Source organism: Candidatus Ozemobacteraceae bacterium (assembly GCA_035373905.1).
Taxonomy (GTDB): domain Bacteria; phylum Muiribacteriota; class Ozemobacteria; order Ozemobacterales; family Ozemobacteraceae; genus MWAR01.
This window is the reverse complement of record DAOSOK010000003.1, coordinates 120,731-142,389: the sequence shown is the minus strand read 5'-3', so window position 1 is coordinate 142,389 and position 21,659 is coordinate 120,731. Positions and strand designations below refer to the sequence as shown.

At 63.0% G+C, this 21,659-nt stretch carries 19 protein-coding genes; 16 read left to right on the top strand and 3 right to left on the bottom strand.

The features are described 5' to 3' along the window. Window positions 1-126 precede the first annotated feature (126 nt). Both PLU72_02280 and PLU72_02275 read right to left on the bottom strand, forming a co-directional pair. Window positions 127-951 (bottom strand): tetratricopeptide repeat protein, encoded by an 825-nt coding sequence (locus PLU72_02280; GenBank protein ID HOT26986.1) that lies wholly within the window; start codon window positions 949-951, stop codon window positions 127-129. A 21-nt stretch (window positions 952-972) separates the two neighbouring features. Continuing rightward, complete coding sequence (locus PLU72_02275) at window positions 973-1,977, bottom strand: L,D-transpeptidase family protein (protein ID HOT26985.1); 1,005 nt, start codon at window positions 1,975-1,977, stop codon at window positions 973-975. A gap of 267 nt (window positions 1,978-2,244) precedes the next feature. Between PLU72_02275 and PLU72_02270 the strand changes: the two genes are divergently transcribed. The 12 genes from PLU72_02270 to PLU72_02215 all read left to right on the top strand — a co-directional run bounded on the left by PLU72_02270 (window position 2,245) and on the right by PLU72_02215 (window position 16,132). Next, on the top strand, window positions 2,245-3,429 hold the full coding sequence (locus PLU72_02270) for an acetyl-CoA C-acetyltransferase (GenBank protein ID HOT26984.1): 1,185 nt from the start codon (window positions 2,245-2,247) through the stop codon (window positions 3,427-3,429). Between the two features lie 22 nt (window positions 3,430-3,451). Further along, window positions 3,452-4,702, top strand: coding sequence for an aminotransferase class III-fold pyridoxal phosphate-dependent enzyme (locus tag PLU72_02265; protein ID HOT26983.1), 1,251 nt, complete (start codon window positions 3,452-3,454; stop codon window positions 4,700-4,702). A 25-nt stretch (window positions 4,703-4,727) separates the two neighbouring features. Then, window positions 4,728-5,558, top strand: coding sequence for a 3-keto-5-aminohexanoate cleavage protein (locus tag PLU72_02260; GenBank protein ID HOT26982.1), 831 nt, complete (start codon window positions 4,728-4,730; stop codon window positions 5,556-5,558). Then, complete coding sequence (locus tag PLU72_02255; protein HOT26981.1) at window positions 5,555-6,214, top strand: CoA transferase subunit A; 660 nt, start codon at window positions 5,555-5,557, stop codon at window positions 6,212-6,214. The genes PLU72_02260 and PLU72_02255 overlap by 4 nt, the downstream gene beginning before the upstream one ends. Then, window positions 6,211-6,876, top strand: a complete 666-nt coding sequence (locus PLU72_02250) for a 3-oxoacid CoA-transferase subunit B (protein ID HOT26980.1) — start codon at window positions 6,211-6,213, stop codon at window positions 6,874-6,876. Before PLU72_02255 ends, PLU72_02250 begins: the two co-directional genes overlap by 4 nt. Window positions 6,877-6,908: 32 nt before the next feature. After that, window positions 6,909-7,949, top strand: a complete 1,041-nt coding sequence (locus tag PLU72_02245; GenBank protein HOT26979.1) for an L-erythro-3,5-diaminohexanoate dehydrogenase — start codon at window positions 6,909-6,911, stop codon at window positions 7,947-7,949. A gap of 13 nt (window positions 7,950-7,962) precedes the next feature. Continuing rightward, entirely contained in the window at window positions 7,963-9,231 is a 1,269-nt protein-coding gene (gene ablA / locus PLU72_02240; GenBank protein ID HOT26978.1) for a lysine 2,3-aminomutase, read from the top strand. A gap of 159 nt (window positions 9,232-9,390) precedes the next feature. Next, window positions 9,391-10,482, top strand: coding sequence for a hypothetical protein (locus PLU72_02235; protein HOT26977.1), 1,092 nt, complete (start codon window positions 9,391-9,393; stop codon window positions 10,480-10,482). Further along, on the top strand, window positions 10,466-11,947 hold the full coding sequence (locus PLU72_02230; GenBank protein HOT26976.1) for a hypothetical protein: 1,482 nt from the start codon (window positions 10,466-10,468) through the stop codon (window positions 11,945-11,947). The genes PLU72_02235 and PLU72_02230 overlap by 17 nt, the downstream gene beginning before the upstream one ends. Window positions 11,948-11,971: 24 nt before the next feature. After that, window positions 11,972-13,534: a lysine 5,6-aminomutase subunit alpha gene (locus PLU72_02225; GenBank protein HOT26975.1), complete on the top strand. Its 1,563-nt coding sequence runs from the start codon at window positions 11,972-11,974 to the stop codon at window positions 13,532-13,534. Beyond that, complete coding sequence (locus PLU72_02220; GenBank protein HOT26974.1) at window positions 13,531-14,331, top strand: OAM dimerization domain-containing protein; 801 nt, start codon at window positions 13,531-13,533, stop codon at window positions 14,329-14,331. Before PLU72_02225 ends, PLU72_02220 begins: the two co-directional genes overlap by 4 nt. Window positions 14,332-14,350: 19 nt before the next feature. Then, window positions 14,351-16,132 (top strand): hypothetical protein, encoded by a 1,782-nt coding sequence (locus PLU72_02215; GenBank protein ID HOT26973.1) that lies wholly within the window; start codon window positions 14,351-14,353, stop codon window positions 16,130-16,132. Window positions 16,133-16,141: 9 nt separating this feature from the next. On the opposite strand, the gene PLU72_02210 is transcribed toward PLU72_02215, so the two are convergent. Next, window positions 16,142-16,624 carry a hypothetical protein gene (locus PLU72_02210; protein HOT26972.1) on the bottom strand — a complete coding sequence of 161 codons (483 nt, stop codon included), beginning with the start codon at window positions 16,622-16,624 and terminating at the stop codon, window positions 16,142-16,144. A gap of 135 nt (window positions 16,625-16,759) precedes the next feature. Here PLU72_02210 and PLU72_02205 point away from each other — a divergent pair, with 135 nt between their 5' ends. From PLU72_02205 to asnB, 4 genes are read left to right on the top strand one after another with little or no spacing between them, the layout of a single operon-like run. Next, on the top strand, window positions 16,760-17,374 hold the full coding sequence (locus PLU72_02205; protein HOT26971.1) for a methyltransferase domain-containing protein: 615 nt from the start codon (window positions 16,760-16,762) through the stop codon (window positions 17,372-17,374). After that, the gene (locus PLU72_02200; protein HOT26970.1) at window positions 17,371-18,243 is read left to right on the top strand and encodes a glycosyltransferase family 2 protein; all 873 of its coding nucleotides are present in this window, start codon (window positions 17,371-17,373) and stop codon (window positions 18,241-18,243) included. Before PLU72_02205 ends, PLU72_02200 begins: the two co-directional genes overlap by 4 nt. Then, window positions 18,230-19,741, top strand: a complete 1,512-nt coding sequence (locus PLU72_02195; GenBank protein HOT26969.1) for a radical SAM protein — start codon at window positions 18,230-18,232, stop codon at window positions 19,739-19,741. The genes PLU72_02200 and PLU72_02195 overlap by 14 nt, the downstream gene beginning before the upstream one ends. A 6-nt stretch (window positions 19,742-19,747) precedes the next feature. After that, window positions 19,748-21,658, top strand: a complete 1,911-nt coding sequence (gene asnB, locus PLU72_02190) for an asparagine synthase (glutamine-hydrolyzing) (protein ID HOT26968.1) — start codon at window positions 19,748-19,750, stop codon at window positions 21,656-21,658. Window position 21,659 lies beyond the last annotated feature (1 nt).

Genomic DNA, 21,659 nt, shown 5'->3' with positions numbered 1-21,659 from the left:
TTCCAACTCGAAACACGTTGCCTTTGGCCGGTCCCGAAGATGATGAATATCATGAAATGTAATATTCCGGTGGCGCGAGCGGCCCCGGGAAGGTGATTCTCCGGGGCCGCTCGGAATGAAGGCTGATTATTTTGGGGCGAGCTGGGCGGCTTCCTGGCGAAGGCGCGCGATTTCCCCGGACAATCGGGCCCTGGCGTCATCTGCGATGGCGGCGGCGGCCAGGCTGTCGGCGGCGAGTTTCAGCGATTTTTCGGCGGCGGCTCCGTCCTTCAGCTGGATATGGGCCTTTCCGCTGAGCAGGTTGGCTTCGAGGGGAAAGGCGGCCGCGGTGGTTTCGAGCCAGCCGAGCGCATCCTTCCATTTCTGCTGTTCCATCTTCAGTCTGCCGATCTGGAACGCCGGCGAGGGATCGTCGGGATTCGCGGCCAGGGCTTCCGAGAGGGCGAGTTCAGCCTCGGTGTAGCGCTTCAGATGGCCGAGAGCGGTTCCCTTGTTGAAGAGGGCGGCTTGCCCGACGGGAGAATCGGGGGTGCGCGCCAGCACGGCTTCGAACGCTTCGAGAGCCGGTTGCGGCTGACCGAGGGTGAGCAAGGTGGTTCCGAGGCCCAGAGACGCTTCGGGAAAATCGGCGCGCAGGCTGAGGGCCTTTTTGTAGGCTTCAAGCGCATCGCCGTGCTTTCCATTGAAGGCCAGTGCGAGGCCGAGGTTGTAGAACCCCTCGGCGGATGCGGGATTGGCTGCGACGGCTTTCTGCAGCGCCTCTTCCGCCTCGAGTGAGCGGCCTGCCGAAAGGAGCTTGGCGCCTTCATTGATCGCGGCGACGGAGGTCGTCTGCGGGGCGAGAGCGCGTGCCTTCAATGCATCGGGAGAAGCGGTCTGGGCGGGAGCCGCCAGGCCGACTGACATCAGGTTCGCGAACAGAAACAGGGCAGGCAACAGGTTGCGGCGCATGGGGAACTCCTTGGCTCAGGGTCAGTTGCTCTTGACCGGCTCGATGATGACGGGGGTGCCGACGCGGACGAGATCGAACAGTTCTTCGGCATCGGCCGTATACATGCGAACGCACCCGTGCGACGCGCGCGAGCCGATCGACGCCGGCGCCGAGGTTCCGTGCATGCCAATGCTGCCGCCCCACGTGTTCAGGCCCATCCAGCGGGTGCCGAGGGGGTTGGACGGAACGCCGCCGGGGATGTTCTTGTAGGCCGGGTTTTTGGCCTTGTTGGCGATCTTGAAGGTTCCCTCAGGGGTGCGAGAATCGCCTTCCCCTTTCTTGTTGAGCCCGTCCGGGTTGGCGCCGTAGGCGATCGGGAACACCCGCACGATCTTGCCGTTGGAATACACGGTCGAGGTGAAATCCGTTTTGCTGATGACGACTTTGTCCACGGTTGCTTTGCCGGCGCGGATATTTTTCAGGTCCTGGCTTGTCTGGGCCAGGGCTTTGTATGTCGCATAGGTCGACTTGAATCCGGCGAGGGCCTTCTGGGCGGCTGCGCCGTTGCGGCCGCCCTTCAGCGCGGCCTGGGTGTAGACCTTGTAGGCGGCCAGAAATTCATTCTGGGCGGCCTCGATCTGTTCCGGAGTCGCAGCCGGCTGGGGTGCAGGGGCCTGCAGGGAAACCTTGTACCAGCCGTTCTGTGTTCCGAGAAGAGGGAAAGTCGCGCCCAGGGCGGCCATGGTGACGACCTGATACGTCGTAGCGGGGCCCGAACGCGCATTGACGTTGTCCTTGATGACGACGACGGTCGAACCGCTCTGTCGGACCATGTCCTGGCGTATCCAGGCGACGGCGCCCGTATCGGGTTTCTCCGCTGGCGTTGGTTGTGCGCGGGATTCTCCGGTCGGGGTCGCGGCGTTGTCCTGGCCGGTCGTTACGTTCTGACCGCCGAACGGCGAACGTGCCTGGGCGAACAGAGACGCGGACAGGGCGGCGATAAGACAGATGGCCAGCAAAACGCGTATCCGGCGGGTCCGTTTCATGGAGGAGCCTCCTGAGGCACAATTCGCTTCATGGACTGTACACAATGCCTTTTATAAATAGTATTGACGGAGGAGAAGAGTGTCAATGATCCGGATGCGGGAAAATCGGAGATCGTCCGTCACCGGTTCGCGGGTGCTGAGACATTTCGAAATTTTGGGGTGCAAAATTTCCCGGGAGTCGTATAATGCCTGATGACCGGGAAGACCCGGCCGTACCCCAGAGAAACAGCACGGGGAACTACTACCAGGGAATGGAGGTTGCAGATCATGAACAACGTGGCAATTGCCACTCCGGTTCGGACGCCCATCGGCTCCTTCGGAGGAGCCCTCGCGCCCCTGTCGTGCGTCGAGATCGGCGCGAAAGTCGTCGAGGCCGTGCTCGAGCGCAGCGGCATCGGCGCCGACGCGATCGAAGAAGTCTATATGGGCAACGTCCTGCAGTCGACCAACGGCCAGAACCCGGCCCGCCAGGCGGCGATGAAGGGCGGAATCCCGCAGCAGATTCCGGCGACCACGATCAACACCGTCTGCGGATCGGGACTGCACGCGGTTGGGCTCGCGTTCAACGCGATTCGCGCGGGGCAGATCGGACTTGCGCTCGCGGGAGGCATGGAGAGCATGTCGAACGCTCCTTACGCGATGAAGGGCGCCCGCAACGGGCTGCGTCTCGGCCACGGCGAGATTCTCGACACCATGGTGCTGGACGGTCTCACCTGCCCGTTCAACAATTATCACATGGGCATTACCGCCGAGAACGTCGCCGAGGAGTTCAAGGTCTCGCGGCAGGAACAGGACGAGTTCGCCCTGCTGAGCCAGCAGCGCGCCGCCGCCGCCCGCCAGGCCGGCCGGTTCGCCGATGAAATAGTGCCTGTTATAATAAAAAACAGGAAGGGCGACGTCACCTTCAAGGACGACGAATACATCAGGGCCGATACGGCTCTCGAAAAACTCGCGGGCCTCAAGCCTGCGTTCAAAAAGGACGGAACCGTCACGGCCGGCAACGCCTCCGGTCTCAACGACGGCGCCGCCGCGATGCTCGTCGCCTCCGACGAAAAATGCAAGGCCCTCAACCTGGCGCCGATGGCATACATTCGCGGATACAGCCTGGTCGGCCTGCGCCCCGAGATCATGGGGATGGGCCCCGTCTATGCGGTCCGCAAACTGCTCGAAGCGCAGAAACTGGCGGTTGCCGACATTGACCTGTTCGAGCTGAACGAGGCGTTCGCCTCCCAGTCGATCGCGGTTCGCAAAGAGCTCGGCATCAGCCTCGACAAGGTGAACGTGAACGGCGGCGCGATCGCCCTCGGCCATCCGATCGGCGCCAGCGGCGCCCGCATCCTGATCTCGCTCATGTACGAGATGAAGCGGAGCAACAGAAAGCTCGGCATCGCCTCGTTGTGCATCGGCACGGGCATGGGTATCGCGATGCTCGTCGAGAACGCGAACATCTGAACCGGACGACAGGAGAATTGTCATGAAAGAAGCACCTCATCTGAAACTCGACAAGAGCCTCGCCGAGTTCGAACTGGCGAAGACCCTCGTTCCGGGCGGCGTCGCGGGGATCCGGCGCCCCTACAACTTTGTCGAGGGCGAGTATCCGATCTACTTCACTGACGGCCAGGGCTGCCGCGTGCGCGACGTCGACGGGAACGAGTACATCGACTACCTGTGCGCCTACGGCCCGATCATCCTCGGGTATCGTGAGAAGGAGGTCGACGACGCCGTCATCCGGCAAATCCAGGAGCACGGTTTCTGTTTCTCGCTGACCCAGCCGATCCAGAACAAGCTCGTCGAGAAACTGCGCGAGGTTATCCCGAGCTGCGAGATGGCCGCGTTCGTGAAGACCGGCTCCGACGCGACGACCCTCGCCACGCGCGTCGCCCGATGCTACACCGGTCGCAAGAAGATTCTGCGGTGCGGGTATCACGGCTGGCACGACTGGTGCGTCGAGGTAAAGGGCGGCATTCCCGAGAAACTGTACGAGGACATCCACGAGTTCCACTACAACAACCTCGAAGAGCTCGAGGCCCTGCTGAAACAGCACGGCGGCGACACCGCCGGGATCATCATCACGCCGTTCGGCCACCCCCTCGCCCTGCCGCTCCAGGAACCCAAACCGGGCTTCCTGCAGAGCGTCCGCAAGCTGGCCGATACATATGGGTGCGTATTGATCTTCGACGAAATCCGCTCCGGCTTCCGCGTCTCGATCGGCGGCGCGCAGAAACACTACGGCGTCACGCCCGACCTTTCCTGCTTCGGAAAGGCGCTCGCGAACGGTTACGAGATCAGCGCGCTCGTCGGCAAGGCCCAGTTCATGAAGAAGCTCGAGAAGGAGGCGTTCGTTTCCTCGACGTTCTTCCCGAACAGCCTGGCCATGGTCGCGGCTCTCAAGACGATCGAGATCATGCAGCGCGACAAGGTTCTCGACGTGATGTGGAAGAAGGGCGAGAAATTCATCGCCGACATGCGCAAGGTCGTCGCCGACGCAGACTGCGGCGCGGAAGTGTCCGGCATTCCGATGATGCAGTTCATTACGTTCGCCAAGGATGCGACGGGCGCCTACAAGAAGAAGCGCCAGGACTTCTACGCCCAGTTGATCCGGCGCGGCGTGTTCATGCAGCCGTATCATCATGGTTACATCTGTCACCGGCACTCCGAGGCCGACCTCAGGCACACCATCGACATGATCGCCGAGTCGCTCGCATACGTGCGGGCGAAATACTGAGCGCGTGGAGGTAGAGCGTAAAAATATGGATAAGCTGATCATCACCGCCGCCATCTGCGGCGCGGAAGTGACCAAGAAACACAACCCGGCCGTGCCGTACACGATCGCCGAGATCGCACGCGAAGCCAAATCGGCCCGCGACGCCGGCGCGTCGATCATCCACCTGCACGTGCGCGAGGACGACGGCAAGCCGACCCAGTCGGCGAAACGGTTCGAGGCCGCCATCAAGGCGATCCGCGAAGTCTGTCCCGACGTGATCATTCAGCCTTCGACGGGCGGAGCGGTCGGCATGACGAACGAGGAACGCATGCAGCCGCTCCAGCTGAAGCCCGAGATGGCCACGCTCGACTGCGGCACCGTGAACTTCGGCGGCGACGAGATCTTCGTCAACACCGAGAACACGATCATCGAGTTCGCGGCGCGCATGAAGGCGAGCAATATCAAGCCCGAGATCGAGGTGTTCGACAAGGGAATGATAGATCTCGCTATACGCTTGAACCGCAAGGGCCACATTCCCGGCCCGATGCACTTCAACTTCGTTCTCGGAACCTCGTGTGCCATCGCCGCCGAGCCGCGCGACCTGCTCTACATGGCGCAGAGCATTCCGGCCGGCAGCACCTTCACGGCGAGCGGCATCGGGCGCAACGCGTTCACGACGGCGGCCGTCTCGATCGTGCTGGGCGGTCACGTGCGCGTGGGATTCGAGGACAACGTGAACCTCGCGAAGGGCGTTCCCGCGAAGTCGAACGGGGAGCTCGTCGCGAAGGTCGTCCGCATCGCCCATGAGCTGGGCCGCGAGGTCGCGACCCCGGCCGAGGCGCGTGCGATCCTCGGCCTGACCGGAGGAAACGCATGAACAAGCTCGCTCAGAAAAACGATCTGAAGCACCTGTTCAGGGACGGCCAGACCATCATGGTCGGCGGGTTCATGACCTGCGGCACCCCCGAGGGGCTGGTCGACCTGCTGGTGGAGATGAACGTGCGCGACCTGACGATCGTCTGCAACGACGCCGGCCTTCCCGGGAAGGGCGTCGGCAAACTGCTGAAGAACAACCAGGTCAAGAAGCTGATCGCATCGCACATCGGCCTGAACCCCGAAGCGGGCCAGCAGATGAACGACGGCGTCATGGAAGTCCAGCTCGTGCCGCAGGGAACGCTGGCTGAGCGGATCCGGGCCGGCGGCGCCGGCCTGGGCGGCATCCTGACGCACGTCGGCGTCGGTACGATCGTCGAAGAGGAGAAGCAGAAGATCGTCGTGGACGGCCACGAATACCTGCTGGAGCTTCCCCTGAAGGCCGACGTGACCCTGCTGTATGCCAGCCGGGCCGACAAGGCCGGAAACGTGTATTACAAGGGCACGACTCGTAACTTCAACCCTGTCATGGCGATGGCCGGCGCGACCGTCGTCTGCGAGGCCGACGAGGTCGTCGAGATCGGGCAGATGGCGCCCGAAGACGCGATGACCCCCGGCGTGCTCGTCGATTACGTCGTGGCGAAGGGAGGCTCGAAATGATTCCGAATCCCGAACAGGCGAAAACCATCATCGCGAAGCGCATCGCGGCCGAACTGAAGGACGGCTGGCTGGTGAATCTCGGCATCGGGCTTCCCACGCTTGTCGCGAACTATATTCCAGAAGGCGTGCACGTAACGTTCCAGGCCGAGAACGGCATGACCGGCATGGGGCCCGTTCCCGAGCCGGGCAAGGAGAACCCGCTGATCCAGAACGCGGGCGGCCAGATCGTTTCGATCCTGCCGGGGGGCTCGTTCTTCGACAGCCTGACCTCGTTCTCGCTGATCCGCGGCGGCCACGTCGACGCCACGATTCTCGGCACGCTCGAGGTCGATCAGGAGGGCAACCTCGCGAACTGGATCATCCCGGGTAAGAAGGTTCCGGGCATGGGCGGAGCGATGGATCTCGTGTCCGGCGCGAAGCTGGTGATCGTCGCGACGGTGCATACCGAGAAGGGGCGGCCGAAGATCCTGAAGAAGTGCAAACTGCCCTTGACCGCGCATCACGAGGTCAATATGATCGTTACGGAGCTCGGCGTCATGGACGTGCGGCCGAGCGGCCTGGTCCTCCGCGAACACCACCCCGACGTGACGATCGAGGAGATCAGGTCGCTGACCGAAGCCGACCTGATCATTTCCGAGCACATCAAACCCATGGCGCTCTGACGGCGCGCCAGACATCAGGATAAGGAGAGATTATGAAGACAGGCTGCAAGTTCGGGACCCATCGCGTGATCGAGCCCAAGGGCGTTCTGCCGCAGGCGGCGGATGTCGTCTCCAATGACATGAATATCTTCGACAACGAGATTCTGATCGATGTCGAGGCGTTGAATATCGATTCCGCCAGTTTCCACCAACTGAAGGAAGCCGCGGGCGGCGACGAGGAGAAGCTCAAGGCGAGCATCTGCGAGATCGTGCGCCAGAAGGGCAAGATGAAAAACCCGGTCACCGGCTCGGGCGGCGTGCTGATCGGCAAGATCGCCAAGATCGGCCCCAAACTGGAAGGGAAGATCCCGGTCAAGGTCGGCGACAAGATCGTGACGCTGGTTTCGCTTTCCCAGACGCCGCTTCGCATCGATTCGATCGACAGGGTCCACATGAAGATCGACCGCGTCGACATCAAGGGCCAGGCGATCCTGTTCGAGACCGGCATCTATGCAAAAATACCGACCGATATACCGGAAGCTGCCGCGATGGCCGCTCTCGACGTCGCCGGCGCCCCGGCCCAGGCGGCGAAGCTGGTCCGGCCCGGCCAGAAGGTCCTGATCCTCGGCGGAACCGGCAAGTCCGGCATCCTTTGCGCCTACGAAGCCCGCAAGCGCGTCGGCCCGACCGGCCTCGTCGTCGGCGTCGGACAGAGCGAGAAGAACATCCAGCGCCTCAAGGATCTCGGCTTCTGCCACCACGTCATCAAGGCGAACGCCCAGGACCCGATCGACGTGCTGACGAAGGCCATGGAAGCCTCGGGCGGCGCGGAATACGACATCACGATCAACTGCCTCAACGTGCCGAACGCCGAGATGTCCTGCATTCTGCCGGTGCGCGACGGCGGCATCGTCTACTTCTTCTCGATGGCGACCAGCTTCACGAAGGCCGCCCTCGGCGCGGAAGGCGTCGGCAAGGACGTCGACATGATCATCGGCAACGGCTACACGAAGGACCACGCCGAGATCACGCTCCAGCTCCTGCGCGAGTGCCCGGCCTTGATGAAGCTCTTCTGCGAATCCTACACGGCCTGACGGGGAGCGACGCATGGCTGTGAACCGCAGAAACATCCTGTTCAAGGACGTTACCGACGAACAGTGGAACGACTGGCGCTGGCAACTCGCGAACCGGGTGACGGATGTCGAATCGCTGAAAAAGTACATTTCGCTGACCAAATCGGAGGAAGAGGGCATCCAGAAATGCCTTCAGTCGCTCCGCATGTCGATCACGCCGTATTATCTTTCGAAGATCGACCCCGATAATCCGGCGTGTCCGATCCGCAAGCAGGCGATCCCGACGGTCGACGAACTGTACAAGTCCGAGTCCGATCTCGTCGATCCCCTGCACGAGGACGGCGACTCGCCGGTGCCGGGGCTGACACATCGATATCCCGACCGAGCCCTGCTGCTGATCACCGACCAGTGTGCGATGTACTGCCGGCACTGCACGCGGCGCCGGTTCGCAGGCCAGACCGACCTGCCTCTGCCGATGGCCCAGATCGATGCGGCCATCGAATACATCCGGAACACCCCGCAGATTCGCGACGTGCTCCTGTCGGGCGGCGATCCGCTGCTGTATTCGGAGGACAAGCTCGAGATCATCATCAAAAAACTGCGGGCGATTCCGCACGTCGAGATCGTCCGACTGGGTTCGCGCACCCCGGTGGTCATGCCGCAGCGCATCACTCCCGCCCTGGTCGAGATGTTGAAAAAATATCATCCGATATGGCTCAACACCCACTTCAACCATCCCGACGAGCTGAGCGAAGAGTCGGTCCGGGCCTGCGAGATGCTCGCCAACGCGGGCATTCCGCTCGGCAACCAGTCGGTGCTGTTGCGCGGCATCAACGACTGCGTGCATGTGATGCGGCGCCTGGTGCATGGCCTCGTCAAGGCGCGGGTTCGGCCGTATTACATCTACCAGTGCGACCTGTCGGTGGGTCTCTCCCACTTCCGGACGCCGGTGGCGGTCGGCATCGACATCATCGAGGGGCTGCGAGGCCACACGTCAGGGTTCTGCGTGCCGACGTTTGTCGTCGACGCCCCGGGCGGCGGCGGGAAGATTCCCGTCATGCCCGACTACGCCATCTCGCACGGCTACAACAAGGTGATCCTGCGCAACTTCGAAGGCGTCATCTCCTGCTACGAGGAGCCGAGCAACTACAAGCCCGGCTGCCGTTGCGACGTGTGCCGCGGCGAGAGGGAAGTGAAACTCGAAGGCATCGCGGGGCTGTCGCATCGTAAGATCGCGCTCGAGCCCGAGGTCACACAGCGAAAGCTGCGCGGCAAGAAGCGCAAGGCCGGAAACGACCATTGACCGTCCGGTTCGGGCGCACCCTCGGGTGCGCCCGAACTTCTCATGAAATACGAATCGCCGCGCGTCTGCAGGGGCGGGTTTCACACCCGCCCCACCGCAATCATGGTGGTTCCGCGTGCATGCCACATACGAAAATATGATGTTCGTGAGGCCCGAATCATGGTGAGGTGCGTCGAACGGCTGTCGCCAGGGGAGCTTCGAGCGAAGCTCCGGGCGTTGACGTCGACATATGCGACTCTCTCCTTCGTCGGGGCATGCCAGGGAACGGGCAAGACGACCGCGCTGCAGGCGTTTCTCGATGCGCATGCCGGCGAACCGGTCGGTGTGACGTCGGTGGGGGTCGACGGCGCTGCACTGAACGGTGCTTCCGAGCGGAGCCGGGCCGTGCTGACCGTGCCCCGCGGAGCCATTCTCGCGACGGCGTCGGGGTGTCTCTCCCACGGGGACATCACACGCGAAATCCTGGCCGATACGGGGATTCACACCCCCCTGGGTGAAGTGCTGATCGTGAAGGCGCACAGCGGAGGTTGGATCGAGCTCGCCGGACCCTCCGTCGTCGCCGATCTGACGCGCGTCTACCGGCTTCTCGAAGCGCACGGCGCCCGCCGGGTGTTCGTCGACGGTGCCCAGGGCCGCCTGAGTCTCGCCGCGCCGTCGGGCGGCGGTGCCGCCGTGTTCACGGTCAGGCTCGATCCGGCCAGGTCCGTCGAGAGTTGCGTTGCGGATGCGGGCCGTGTTCTGGCGCAGTTGACGCTTGCCGCAGCCCCGCCAGACATCTCTGGCCGGTGTCTTGTCCGGGACGACGAAGACCGGCCGGCGAAGCTTTTTGTCATCGACCGTGACGCGAAGAGAACGCGGAGTTTTGCGACATCCGATGTGGATCGCGATACGGCCGATGCGGTTTTCGACTCGACCGTGGCGATTGGCATTCGCGGTGCGGTGACGAACGAGTTCGCCGACCGGCTCCTCGGGCAAAAGCCGTTGGCGCGTGAATGCGGCTGGTCGGGGCTTGTGCTCGTCGTCGAGGACGGCACCCGCCTGTTCCTCGACGACCGCCGCCGGGAACGACTTCGCGCGGCCGGCATCGACGTCCGGGCCGCGCGCCCGCTCACCGTTGCCTGCGTCGCGGTGCATCCCGGCACGGCCGCGACCGGCCCGGATGCCGTCCCCGCCGTCATGAAGACCCTGTCTGCGGCCGTACCTCTGCCGCTCGTGGATGTGATCGGAGGTTGGTATGCTGCCGGGATTTAGGCGGGAACAGGAGGAACGGATCGGGTTTTCCTGGGTGATGGGGCGGTGTGAGCCCCTCACGCCGTTCGGACGCGAACGGAAGAAGGCGGTTGCGCCGTTTCCCGCGACGGAGCTGGCGGCGCTGAACCGCGAACTGGATGCGGTGGGGCGGCTGCTGGACTGGTGTCGGGCGAACCGGTCCTGGGTCGATGATGCTCGGCTGGTGCTCGAACGGTTCAAGGAGATCCGGGGGACGCTCGGACGGCTCGGAGAAGAAGGCCGGATTCTCGACGAAGTCGACCTGTTCGAACTGAAGAACTTCGCCATCAATGCCTGCGATCTCCGTCCCCTGGTCGCCGCCTGCGGCCTTTCGGACGTGCGGATGGCGATTCCTGACGTGTCGGACGTGGTGGCGGTCCTGAATCCCGATCCGCCGGTGACGCGGTCGTTCTTTCTGGCCGATTCGTATGCGCCGGAATTGGGTTCCATTCGGGCTGACAAACAGCGCGTGGAGAGGGAACTCTTGCATGAAGCGACCGGCGGAGGGGCGGGAGCCCGTGATGCGTTGATGGAGCGGCGCCGCGAACTGGCGATCCGGGAGCGGGAGGCCGAGGAGCAGGTGCGCCGCACGCTGACGGCCCGGTTGCGCGCTTCCCTGCACACGTTCGACGCCTGCGTCGACGCCGTCGGCGCGTTCGACTTCCTGCTGGCGAAAGTTCTTCTGGCTTGCGAACTGAACGCCGTCCGGCCGGAGCTTCGGGAAAATGCGAAAGAATATATATTGAAAGATGCAGTAAACCCGATGGTGGCGGCCGAACTGGCGGAGCGGGGAAGGCGGTTCGTGCCGATCTCGGTCGAGCTGGGAGCGGGGTCGAACGTGATCACCGGCGCAAACATGGGCGGCAAGAGCGTCGTGCTGGCGACGGTGACGCTTCACGCGGCGCTGGCGATGTGCGGTTTTTTCGTGCCAGCCGCGCGGCTGGAGATGCCGCCGCTCGGGTATCTCTTCTATCTTTCGGACGACCTGCAGTCGGTGCAGCAGGGGCTGAGCACGTTCGGGGCGGAAGTGGCCGAGGTCGGGCGCCTGCTCGGGCTGATGCGGCACGGTGTCGGCCTGGCGGCGCTCGACGAGTTCGCGCGCGGCACAAACCCCGAGGAGGGCGAGGCGCTGATGCGTGCGCTTCTCGAGTTCGTCTCGCGGTATAATGGCTTCTGTCTCGCCTCGACGCACTACGGCAACGTGGTGGGGAAGGGGATGAGGCATTTTCAGGTGATCGGTTTGAAGCGGGCCGATTTCGATGAACTGCGGAGTCGGCTTGATATTCAGAAAGAGCGGAGTTTCGACCAGCTTCAGGAACACATGGACTACCGGCTCGAACGGGTCGAGTGGGACAGCCCCCCGCCGCGCGATGCGGTGCGTGTGGCGGAACTGCTCGGTCTCGACGGGGAGCTCCTCGAACTGGCCCGGGCGAAGCTTCGCGGCTGAACGAGGAAGGGAATGGAGAATCGGATGTCACACAGCAAATTGAATCTCGATCCGAAGCGGGTTGCCGAGGCACGCGAGCTGGCTCAGAAGATCGCCCTCGACACCCAGAAGTTCATCGACCGTCACACGACGGTGACCGTCGAGCGCGCCGTGCTCCGCCTCCTGGGGATCGACGGCGTCGATGCCGAAGAGGTGCCGCTGCCGAACGTCGTGGTGGCGCACCTGCAGAAAGCCGGCAAACTGGCGTTGGGGGCCGCGAATGCGATCGGAAACGCGGTCCTCAAAACCGGTCTCACGCCGCAGCAGATCGCCGAGCGCACGTCGAGCGGCGAGCTCGACCTGGCTACTCTCCCGATGGGCGATTTGTTCGAGGTCCGGGCGAAGGCGATGGAGCTGGCCCGCGAGACGGTCGAGCGCATCCGCGCGAACCGGAACCGGCGCGAGGAAACGCTGAAAGCCGTCGGCGACAAGACGGGGCCGCTCCTGTACGTCATCGTCGCCACGGGAAATATTCACGAAGATATCGTTCAGGCCCGCGCCGCGGCGAAGCAGGGCGCAGACGTTATCGCCGTCATTCGCACGACCGGCCAGAGCCTGCTCGACTACGTTCCGTTCGGGGCGACGACCGAAGGGTTCGGCGGCACCTACGCCACGCAGGAGAACTTCCGGCTCATGCGCGCCGCCCTCGACGAGGAGGGCGGGAAGCTCGGCCGCTACATCCGGCTGTGTAACTACTGTTCCGGCCTGTGCATGCCCGAGATCGCCGCGATGGGCGCCCTCGAACGGCTCGACGTCATGCTCAACGACGCGCTGTACGGCATCCTGTTTCGCGACATCAATATGCAGCGCACGATGGTCGACCAGTATTTCTCCCGCATCATCAACGGGTTCGCCGGCGTCATCATCAACACCGGCGAGGACAACTACCTGACCACCGACGACGCGTTCGAGGCCGCGCACACCGTTCTGGCCTCGCAGTTCATCAATGAGCAGTTCGCCGTGCTTGCCGGATTGCCCGAGGAACAGATGGGGCTGGGCCATGCGTTCGAGATGGATCCCGAGCTGAAGAAGGGCTTTCTCTACGAACTGGCGCAGGCGCAGATGGCGCGCGAGATCTTCCCGCGCGCTCCCCTCAAATACATGCCGCCGACCAAGTTCATGACCGGCAACATCTTCCGCGGCCACGTGCAGGACGCCCTGTTCAACATGGTCACGTCGATGACGAACCAGCGCATCTGTCTGCTGGGCATGCTGACCGAGGCGATCCACACGCCGTTCATGTCGGATCGGTATCTGGCGCTCGAAAACGCGCGATATATATTTAGCACTATGGAAGGACTTGGCGACGAGATCGAGTTCAAAAAAGGCGGCATCATCGAACAGCGCGCACACGCGGTCCTGGAAAACGCCGCCAGGCTCCTCGCCGAGATCGAGCGCGACGGCCTGTTCAAGACCCTCGAAAAAGGCAAGTTCGCGGGCGTGAAGCGGCCGATCAACGGCGGCAAGGGCCTCGAGGGCGTCGTCGAGAAAGACACCGCATACGTCAATCCGTTCATCGACCTGATGCTGGGAGGGAAGAAATCATGAGCAGCGGCCTGTATTCGACATCGAAGAAGGATTTCGACAAGACCCTCGACCTGACGCGAGTGAAGCCCTACGGCGACACGATGAACGACGGCAAGACGCAGGTATCGTTCACCCTGCCCGTCGCCGACGACGACCGGGCCGTCGCGGCCGCCGCGCAGCTCGCCGAGAAGATGGGACTGCGCGAGCCGCAGGTCGTCTACCACAAGAGCCTCGACGCGCAGTTCACGTTCTTCGTCGTCTACGGCGCCTGCGAACATACCGTCGACTATACATCGATCAAGGTCCACACGGTCGACAACCAGGTGATGGGCATGGCCGAGACGAACGAATTCATCCGCGACCGGATCGGCCGCAAAGTCGTCATCATCGGCGCCAGCACGGGCACCGACGCCCACACGGTCGGCATCGACGCAATCATGAACATGAAGGGCTACGCCGGTCATTACGGCCTCGAACGGTATGAAATGATCGAAGCCCACAACCTCGGCAGCCAGGTGACGAACGAGGAGTTCGTGAAAAAGGCCGTCGAGCTGAAGGCCGACGTGCTGCTCGTTTCCCAGACCGTCACGCAGAAGAACGTCCATATCCAGAACCTGACCGAGCTCGTCGAGTTGCTCGAGGCCGAGGGACTGCGCGACAAGGTCGTGCTGGTCTGCGGCGGCCCCCGCATCACCCACGAACTGGCCAAGGAACTCGGCTATGACGCCGGGTTCGGCCCGGGAAAATACGCCGACGATGTCGCCTCGTTCGCCGTGAACGACATCGTCCGACGCGGCCTGGCAAAACGCACGGCCTGATTCCCGCGAGGAAATTCCCATGGAAGCCGGCATCCGGAACCCGCAGTTTCGCATGCCGGCTTTCTCGTTTCTGGGAAACCTGGCGGCGCGCGTGCGAACGTCATCGACAGCGGGAGCATTGCTCGAGATCGTTTTGCCCGTCCTGCCGCTGTTTTTTCTGTATTTCCTGCAACCGGGTGTTCCTGCCGCCATCGACATGCCGCTTCACCTGCGTGCCGCGAACGATTATGCCCTGGTGCTTCTCACGACCGGAGGGATTCCCGACTGGGATCCCTTCGTGTTCAACGGGTTCGGAGCCCTGACGTTCCGGTATTCAGGCCAGTCGCCCCTGTTCGTGTCGTCCCTTTTCATCTTGTCAGGCTGTACGCCAGGCATGGCTCTCAAGTTGTCGGTGCTCGCGTTCGCGATCGCGGGATCCTGGGGAATGCGCGGGTTTCTCGGGGCGGAAGGACTGTCCCGGCCCCGGAGGATCGTCGGAAGCCTGTTGCTTTTTTCCGGTCCTGGTGTGGCGATGCATCTGTACCACAACTTCTTTTTCCAGCACCTGTGTGCGGTTCTGCTCTTTCCCTGCGTTCTGGCGGCCATGAAGACGAGTTCCCGCCGTCTTGCGATCGCGATCGGCGCTATGTGCTGGACGCATCTTCAGATGACGTTCGTCTGTATCTGCCTCGCCTCATTCGTTTCCGTTGTACGTTCCGTCATGGCGAGATCGGCGCGGCAGTTCGTCGCGTTTCTCGCGGCAGCCTCCGTCGGCGGATGCCTGGCGGCACCCTTTCTGCTGCCGGCTATGCTCTCGGTGAAAGAGGCGCATTTCGAAGGGAAGAACAAGGTCAGGCCGGGGATCGAGTCTCTGTTCATCGATGAGGTGTTTCGATCGGACACGGACGTCAATGGCAACAAGGATTTGGTCGAAATCGGCCGGTTCCAGGGGCTGAGACCGGCTCTCGGATATCTCCTGGGCAGCGGAGTGCGGATTCATTCCGAAGACGGCTTGGTGCTGTTTCGCTTCCTGAGGTCGTGGATGTTTCTTGCGGTGGTGATCGTGCTGGGGCTCGCTATCGCCGGATGGCTTCTTGCCTGGCGCAGGGACGCTCTTCCGTGCAGTCTGGTCGGGTTTCTGGCCTGCCTTGCGATGTTTCGGTGTTCAATGCCTCTCTGGCAGCTTGTTTCACCGGTCGGGGAGCTTCTCGAGTTTTCCTGGCGCCTGCTGATTCCGGCACAGATCCTTCTCGCCCCTGCAATGACAGACGGTGGATTCGCCTGCGCCCGGACGGCCGGAAGAAGGCTGCCGGGAGTTGCGGTGCCGATCCTGTTCCTGCTGCTGTTCGGCGGTTTGCCGGCTATTTCCGCCGTTTTCGCGGGCATAAGCAAACCGTTCGGTCCGTCGGATATAGAATACTATATGAATGAGGGACGGGCGGTGGCTCCTTCATTCAAGCCTTTTCACGCACCACTGGCCGCCGCCGGCAGATCCGATGGGAATTCCCTTTTCTTCCCGTCGATCGTGCGCGGCGCCGGCGCGATGGAACCGGGCGAGCCTTGGCTTGCCGGAACGAGATTTCGCGTCGATGTCGCGAGCTGCGGTGCGAGAATACGCATTGCGGCCCATTACGATCGCGACTGGAGGCTGACAGCCGCGGGCCGGGACATCACGTTGTTCCCGGACCACGCGGACGGCGCCATGACGGCGGATCTGCCAGCCGGAGTTCATGACCTCGTCCTCGAGCGGAAAAGCCCGGCGGGCCGGTGGGTCGGCGTTCTCCTGCTGGTGATCGGTTTTTCGGCGCTCGCCGTCCTCTGAACATCCCGGCTAACGATCGCCGTCGGCGTTTCCCGCCGTCGAGCAAAGGCTTCCGGCGCCCGCCTGGATGTCGGCCAGGAGGCTTGCCTGCAGATGGAGGCGGACGCCAGGGCAGTTTTTAAACGCGAGACCGACGATGGGAGACAGACCGAAAAAGGACTGCTTTTCCACGATCTGCATATCGGCCCAGGGGATGAAGATCGGCTCGTGGCCTGCCCGCAGGAACCATGGCATCGACAGGTGCAGACCCTGAGAATCGCCGCCGATCGTCACGCAATTGTTGTAGCCGGTCCAGTAGCCGAAGCGCAGACTTCGAAAACTTCGCGTCTCTCCTCCGGTCTGCTGGCGGCCGGGATATGCCCGTGCAAGACTGCTCCAGCCGCCCAGCCATGCCACCGCCAAAAGGATCACGTTGATGGCGAGCAGGATGGCCAATATGCCGGCGGGCACGGTCAGAAAGGGAAGGAAAACGTCAAGCGGATGCGGGTTCATCGATTCTCCCCGGTGTTGCGGATCACTCCTCAGTCCGTAGTATACACGATCCGGACGGAGGAAACGGGCCGGGAGCATCGGCAAAGCCTGCAAGTTTTCTTCGCCGGGCAGGCAGCGGTGGTGTATAATCGCAGCATGAGCGAACAACGGGGAACCGAACGGCTGCGGCGCCTGAATCTCGGTTGCGGGCGATATCCTCTGGCTGGATATATAAATATAGATATTGATCCTGCTTCGGCTGCCGACCTCCGCTTCGATCTCTCGTCGTTTCCTTATCCTCTCGAGCCGGAAAAATACGACCGCATCGTCGCCTCGCATGTACTGGAACACCTTCCCGATGCATTCGGAGCGATGCGCGAATGGGCGCGGCTTCTCTCGCCCGCCGGGACTCTGATCGTCCGGGTTCCTCACTGCTCGCGCGGCTTCACGCATCCGCAGCACCGGGCCGGCTTCGATGTATCGTTTCCGATGTATTTCGACCCCTCGTTCCCCGGCGGGTATTCGGGGGTCGAGCTCAGACTCGTGTCGATGATGCTGACGTGGTTCGCGCAACCGGAACTGAAAAAGGCCTGCCTTTCCCCGTTTCAATATCGTGCCGGTCTCCTGCTGGGGCGCCTCTTCGACGCGGTTGCCGCCATGTCTCCGGCTGCGTGTTCCAGAATCTGGGCATACTGGGTCGGAGGCTTCGAAGAGATCGAGTTCGTGTTCGAAAAGCCCGCCACCACATCGGAAAGGAAATCTGAAGCATGACCAGCGGCGGACTGTCCGTCATCATTCCGGCATACAACGAGGAGCGGGCGATTGGCGCCGTCGTGACATCCGTTTTCGACGCTCTCTCGGGAAAAGTTCCGGGCTCCCTGGAAGTGATCGTCGTCGACGACGGTTCCACCGACGGGACGGCGGCGGCGGTGCCCTCCGGCGCGGTCCTTGTGCGCCATCCGAAGAACACGGGCTACGGGCGATCGCTCCTGAGCGGGATCGACCGGGCGAGCCACGATCTGATCGCGATCATCGACGCCGACGGGACGTACGATCCGCACGATTTCGGCGAGATGCTGCCGTTGTCCGACACATACGACATGATCATCGGCGCCCGCCGGATCGAGAAGCAGACCGTATTCGTCAAGGCTCTGCGACTCCTGCTCCGGTCCATCATCCTGTATTTCACCGGCCACCATTCGCCCGATCCGAACAGCGGCATGCGGATTTTCCGGCGCGACATCGTTACGAGCGGCCGCGAGTTGTTCAGCCTCAAGTTTTCCTTCTCGACGTCGCTGACCGTCTATTCCTGCATGACGAACCGGTTCGTCAGCTATGTGCCGATCGGGTACGGCGATCGGACGGGCATTTCCAAGGTCCGCCACGTCAGGGACTCGCTCCGCACCTTTTTCCTGATCCTGAGCATGGGCCTGATGTTCCGATCCGGCCACTGCATTTTCGCGCAGATGATTCTCTTCCTTCTCGGCGGCGGCCTTCTTGCCGTATTCGGTTTGATTGGACCGGGTTTCTGGGGCATCGCGACCGGAATCACGTGGATTGTCCTCCATCTGACGGTGCTCGCGGCATTTCAGGCGTATATCATGAGCCGGCTGTATGAGAGACTCCGTGACAGGCCGTAAGATCCTCCTCGTCCAGCCTTCGATGGGCGTTGCGGGTGAGTTCGTCCGGCATCCGCCCCTGAGTCTGCTGTACGTCGCTTCCGGTCTCGTCAAGGAAGGCTTCGACGTGCGGATCATCGATCTCCGCGCCTCGGGCGGCAACGCCGACGAGGTGGTGAAAGCCCTCGATGCCGACGTCCTGTGGGTCGGTCTCACCGTGATGGGCGGCGCGCCCGTCGCCAGCGCTCTCGAGGTCAGTCGCGCCGTAAAGGCGGCGGGGAAGTATCCCGTCGTCTGGGGCGGCTCGCTGGCGACGATCGCACCCGAAACGGTTCTCGGAAACCCCGCCGTCGATTACGCGATCAGCGGCTCCGGCGTCTCGTCCGCCGTTCGGCTGAGTCATGCTCTGGCCGCACATGACATGCCGGCGAGCGACGAACTCGATTGCGTTCCGGGTCTGTATTCCCGGCACGAAGGGCGGATCGTCGGCCGGAAGCCCTTCAAGGGCTTCGAGCCGGTGCCGTTCCGCGAGATCCCGTACCGCCTGATCCCGGATTACGGCGTCTACGCGCATTTCGGAACGTCGCGCCGCGTCTTTCCGATATACAGCGCGTTCGGCTGTCCCTATCGCTGCGCCTTCTGTATATCTCCTGCAATGTACAGGGAATACAAGCCGAAGTGGCTCCCATTGCCCGCGACGGAGGTGGTCGATCACATCGAATATCTCCGGGATCGATACGACGCCGGCCTGATCTACTTTTACGACGACGACTCGTTCGTGAACCCCGAGCATATCAAGGGCGTCATCGACGAATTGAAGCGGCGGCGGATCAAAATCCCGATGAGTTTCCGCGGGGCGCGCGTGAACGAGATCCTGCGCATGGACGACGCGTTCCTGGACGCCCTCGCCGAAAGCGGCACCGAGATCCTGCATGTCGGCCTGGAGTCAGGATCGCCGCGCATCCTCGCCCTGTATGAAAAGGGCGTGACCGTCGAGGACACGATCGAGGCGAACAGGCGGCTTGCGAAGAACGGAAAACTGATCGCCGCCTACAACTGGATCGTCGGAACCCCTGGCGAGACGCGCGAGGAAATGGCCGCGACGCGCCGCCTGCTCCTGCGGGTTCTCGACGAGAATCCCCGCGCGGTCATCTTCCAGCCGAACAAGTTTCATCCCCTCCCTGGGACCGTCATGGCCGAGGTCGCAACCCGCCACGGCTACCGGCCGCCGGCGACCCTGGAAGAGTGGGCCTGCGAGGAGGCCGAGGGCGACAAGCCGGAGCCGTGGTATACACCCTCGATCCAGCGTGACATCGAGATGATGCAGGTCATGTCCTATTTCATCGACCGGAAGGCCGAGCTTCTGCCCACGGAAAATTCGTTATACTATAAAATAATCCGGCTGATCATCGCGCTGTATCGCCCCTTCGCCAGGTTCAGGTTCAAAAAGGGATTCTCCCGCCTTCTCTTCGAGTATCCCCTGTTCCGGCGAATGGTGATGCGGCACAGAAAGGGCTGACGACCGATGTGCGGCATCGCCGGCATCATCGATGCGAGGAATCCGGGAGTGGACCCGGCGGTCGGGCGCAGAATGCTGGCGCGCATCCGGCACCGCGGCGACGACGGCCGCGGCGAACGACTGCTTCCGCACGCATGGCTCGGGCATCAGCGGCTCGCCATCATTGATCTGAGCGATCACGCCGCCCAACCGTTCTCCTCTTCCGACGGCCGGTTCCATCTCGTATTCAACGGGGAAATATATAATTACCGCGAGTTGAGCACCGAACTCGCCTCCGACGCCCCCCTCCGCAGCCGATCCGATACCGAGGTGTTGCTTCGGATGTGGCAGCGATACGGCATGTCGTGCCTGGCGCGCATCCGCGGCATGTTCGCGTTCGCCGTCTGGGACTCCGCTGAGCGTGTCCTGACGCTGGTCCGCGATCGCCTTGGGATAAAACCGTTATTTTATACCTGGTTGGATGGAACTCTCGGCTTCGCCTCGGAGCTCAAGGCGTTGCGGGTTCTGCCGGGAAGGAGCGACGAGCTGGATGTCCGGGCCGTCAGCGACCTCCTCGCCGTCGGATACATCGGGGGCGAGAAGAGCATCTTCCGGCAGATCCGCCGCCTCGAGCCCGGTTGCTGGCTCCGGCTGGACGTTTCCTCGGCGTCGTTGAGCGGCGGCACCTGGTGGGATGCGGCCGATCTGCTCTCCGGGCCATGCAGACCCGCCGGCAAAGAAGAGGTGCGGGAGCTTCTGCGGCAGGCCGTGGAACGCCGGCTCGTCGCCGACGTCGAAATCGGCTGTCTCCTGAGCGGCGGGATCGACTCGTCGGCGGTCCTGGACATGGCTGTGGCGCAGTATCCGCATATGCGGACCTTCTCGGCAGGCTTTCCGGAAGCCGGCTTCGACGAGCGTGTCCGGGCCGAGGCGTTCGGCCGTTCGCGCGGCGTCGGCGTCGAAGGGGTCGAGATTGTTCCGCCCACGCTGGACGAGCTGAGGCGGCTCTCCTGGTATTTCGATCAGCCGTTCGCCGACTCGTCCGCCTGGCCGACCTGGAAGGTGTGCGAACTCGCTTCGCAACGGGTGAAAGTAGCGTTGACCGGAGACGGCGGCGACGAGATGTTCGGCGGATACGAGACGTGCCGGGCCGACCTCCTCGCGATGCTGGGCCGGCGGTTCGTTCCCGGCTGGGCGTTCCTGCTGCGCGTTGCCGACAGACTCGGCAACTTTGTTCCCATCGGGTATGGGAAGGTTTCCCTGGAATACAAGGTGCGCCAGTTCTGCCGCTGGGCCGGCGCCGATGCCGCGTTCGCGCATTTCGGCTGGCGCGCGCTGTTCGAGAGCGGGATCCGCCGCGAACTTCTGGCTCCCGACATCGTGCGCGAGCTGGGGGAGTATACCCCGTTCGACCGGTTCCGGGCGTTCTATGACCGGTGCGATGGCCTTGACGAGCAGCGGCGTCATTTCTACGTCGATCTCCGAACCTGGCTCGCGGATGACATCCTCGTGAAGGCCGACACCGCATCGATGGCGCACGGCCTGGAGTTGCGAAGTCCCTTCCTCGATCTCGACGTGCTGGCGAGAAGCGCGAGCATCCCGTGGCGACAGAAATTCGACCTCGCCTCGACGAAGAAAATCCTCCGCGAGAGCCTGCGCGGCGTTCTTCCCGACGAACTGATCGACCGCCCGAAATCCGGCTTCAACAGCCCCGTATCCGGATGGCTCACGGGGCCGCTCCGCGATGCGTTCGTGACGACGGTCCGCTCGCCGTTGTTCAGAAACTGGTTTCCCGATACGTCGCGCATCATGACCCTGCACCGCGAGCTCGAGGAGCGGCGGCGCGACTGGGGATTCGCCCTCTGGGGGCTGTTCATGTTCGGCGTCTGGGCCGAGGTCCATCTGGGCCGGGCCGGCGACGGGCCGCCGGCCGGCTGAT

Excerpts from the sequence above, each read along its gene's own strand:
- PLU72_02280 (HOT26986.1), bottom strand. The coding sequence starts at position 951 with ATGCGCCGCAACCTGTTGCCTGCCCTGTTTCTGTTCGCGAACCTGATG.
- PLU72_02275 (HOT26985.1), bottom strand. The coding sequence starts at position 1,977 with ATGAAACGGACCCGCCGGATACGCGTTTTGCTGGCCATCTGTCTTATC.
- PLU72_02270 (HOT26984.1), top strand. The coding sequence starts at position 2,245 with ATGAACAACGTGGCAATTGCCACTCCGGTTCGGACGCCCATCGGCTCC.
- PLU72_02265 (HOT26983.1), top strand. The coding sequence starts at position 3,452 with ATGAAAGAAGCACCTCATCTGAAACTCGACAAGAGCCTCGCCGAGTTC.
- PLU72_02260 (HOT26982.1), top strand. The coding sequence starts at position 4,728 with ATGGATAAGCTGATCATCACCGCCGCCATCTGCGGCGCGGAAGTGACC.
- PLU72_02255 (HOT26981.1), top strand. The coding sequence starts at position 5,555 with ATGAACAAGCTCGCTCAGAAAAACGATCTGAAGCACCTGTTCAGGGAC.
- PLU72_02250 (HOT26980.1), top strand. The coding sequence starts at position 6,211 with ATGATTCCGAATCCCGAACAGGCGAAAACCATCATCGCGAAGCGCATC.
- PLU72_02245 (HOT26979.1), top strand. The coding sequence starts at position 6,909 with ATGAAGACAGGCTGCAAGTTCGGGACCCATCGCGTGATCGAGCCCAAG.
- ablA (HOT26978.1), top strand. The coding sequence starts at position 7,963 with ATGGCTGTGAACCGCAGAAACATCCTGTTCAAGGACGTTACCGACGAA.
- PLU72_02235 (HOT26977.1), top strand. The coding sequence starts at position 9,391 with ATGGTGAGGTGCGTCGAACGGCTGTCGCCAGGGGAGCTTCGAGCGAAG.
- PLU72_02230 (HOT26976.1), top strand. The coding sequence starts at position 10,466 with ATGCTGCCGGGATTTAGGCGGGAACAGGAGGAACGGATCGGGTTTTCC.
- PLU72_02225 (HOT26975.1), top strand. The coding sequence starts at position 11,972 with ATGTCACACAGCAAATTGAATCTCGATCCGAAGCGGGTTGCCGAGGCA.
- PLU72_02220 (HOT26974.1), top strand. The coding sequence starts at position 13,531 with ATGAGCAGCGGCCTGTATTCGACATCGAAGAAGGATTTCGACAAGACC.
- PLU72_02215 (HOT26973.1), top strand. The coding sequence starts at position 14,351 with ATGGAAGCCGGCATCCGGAACCCGCAGTTTCGCATGCCGGCTTTCTCG.
- PLU72_02210 (HOT26972.1), bottom strand. The coding sequence starts at position 16,624 with ATGAACCCGCATCCGCTTGACGTTTTCCTTCCCTTTCTGACCGTGCCC.
- PLU72_02205 (HOT26971.1), top strand. The coding sequence starts at position 16,760 with ATGAGCGAACAACGGGGAACCGAACGGCTGCGGCGCCTGAATCTCGGT.
- PLU72_02200 (HOT26970.1), top strand. The coding sequence starts at position 17,371 with ATGACCAGCGGCGGACTGTCCGTCATCATTCCGGCATACAACGAGGAG.
- asnB (HOT26968.1), top strand. The coding sequence starts at position 19,748 with ATGTGCGGCATCGCCGGCATCATCGATGCGAGGAATCCGGGAGTGGAC.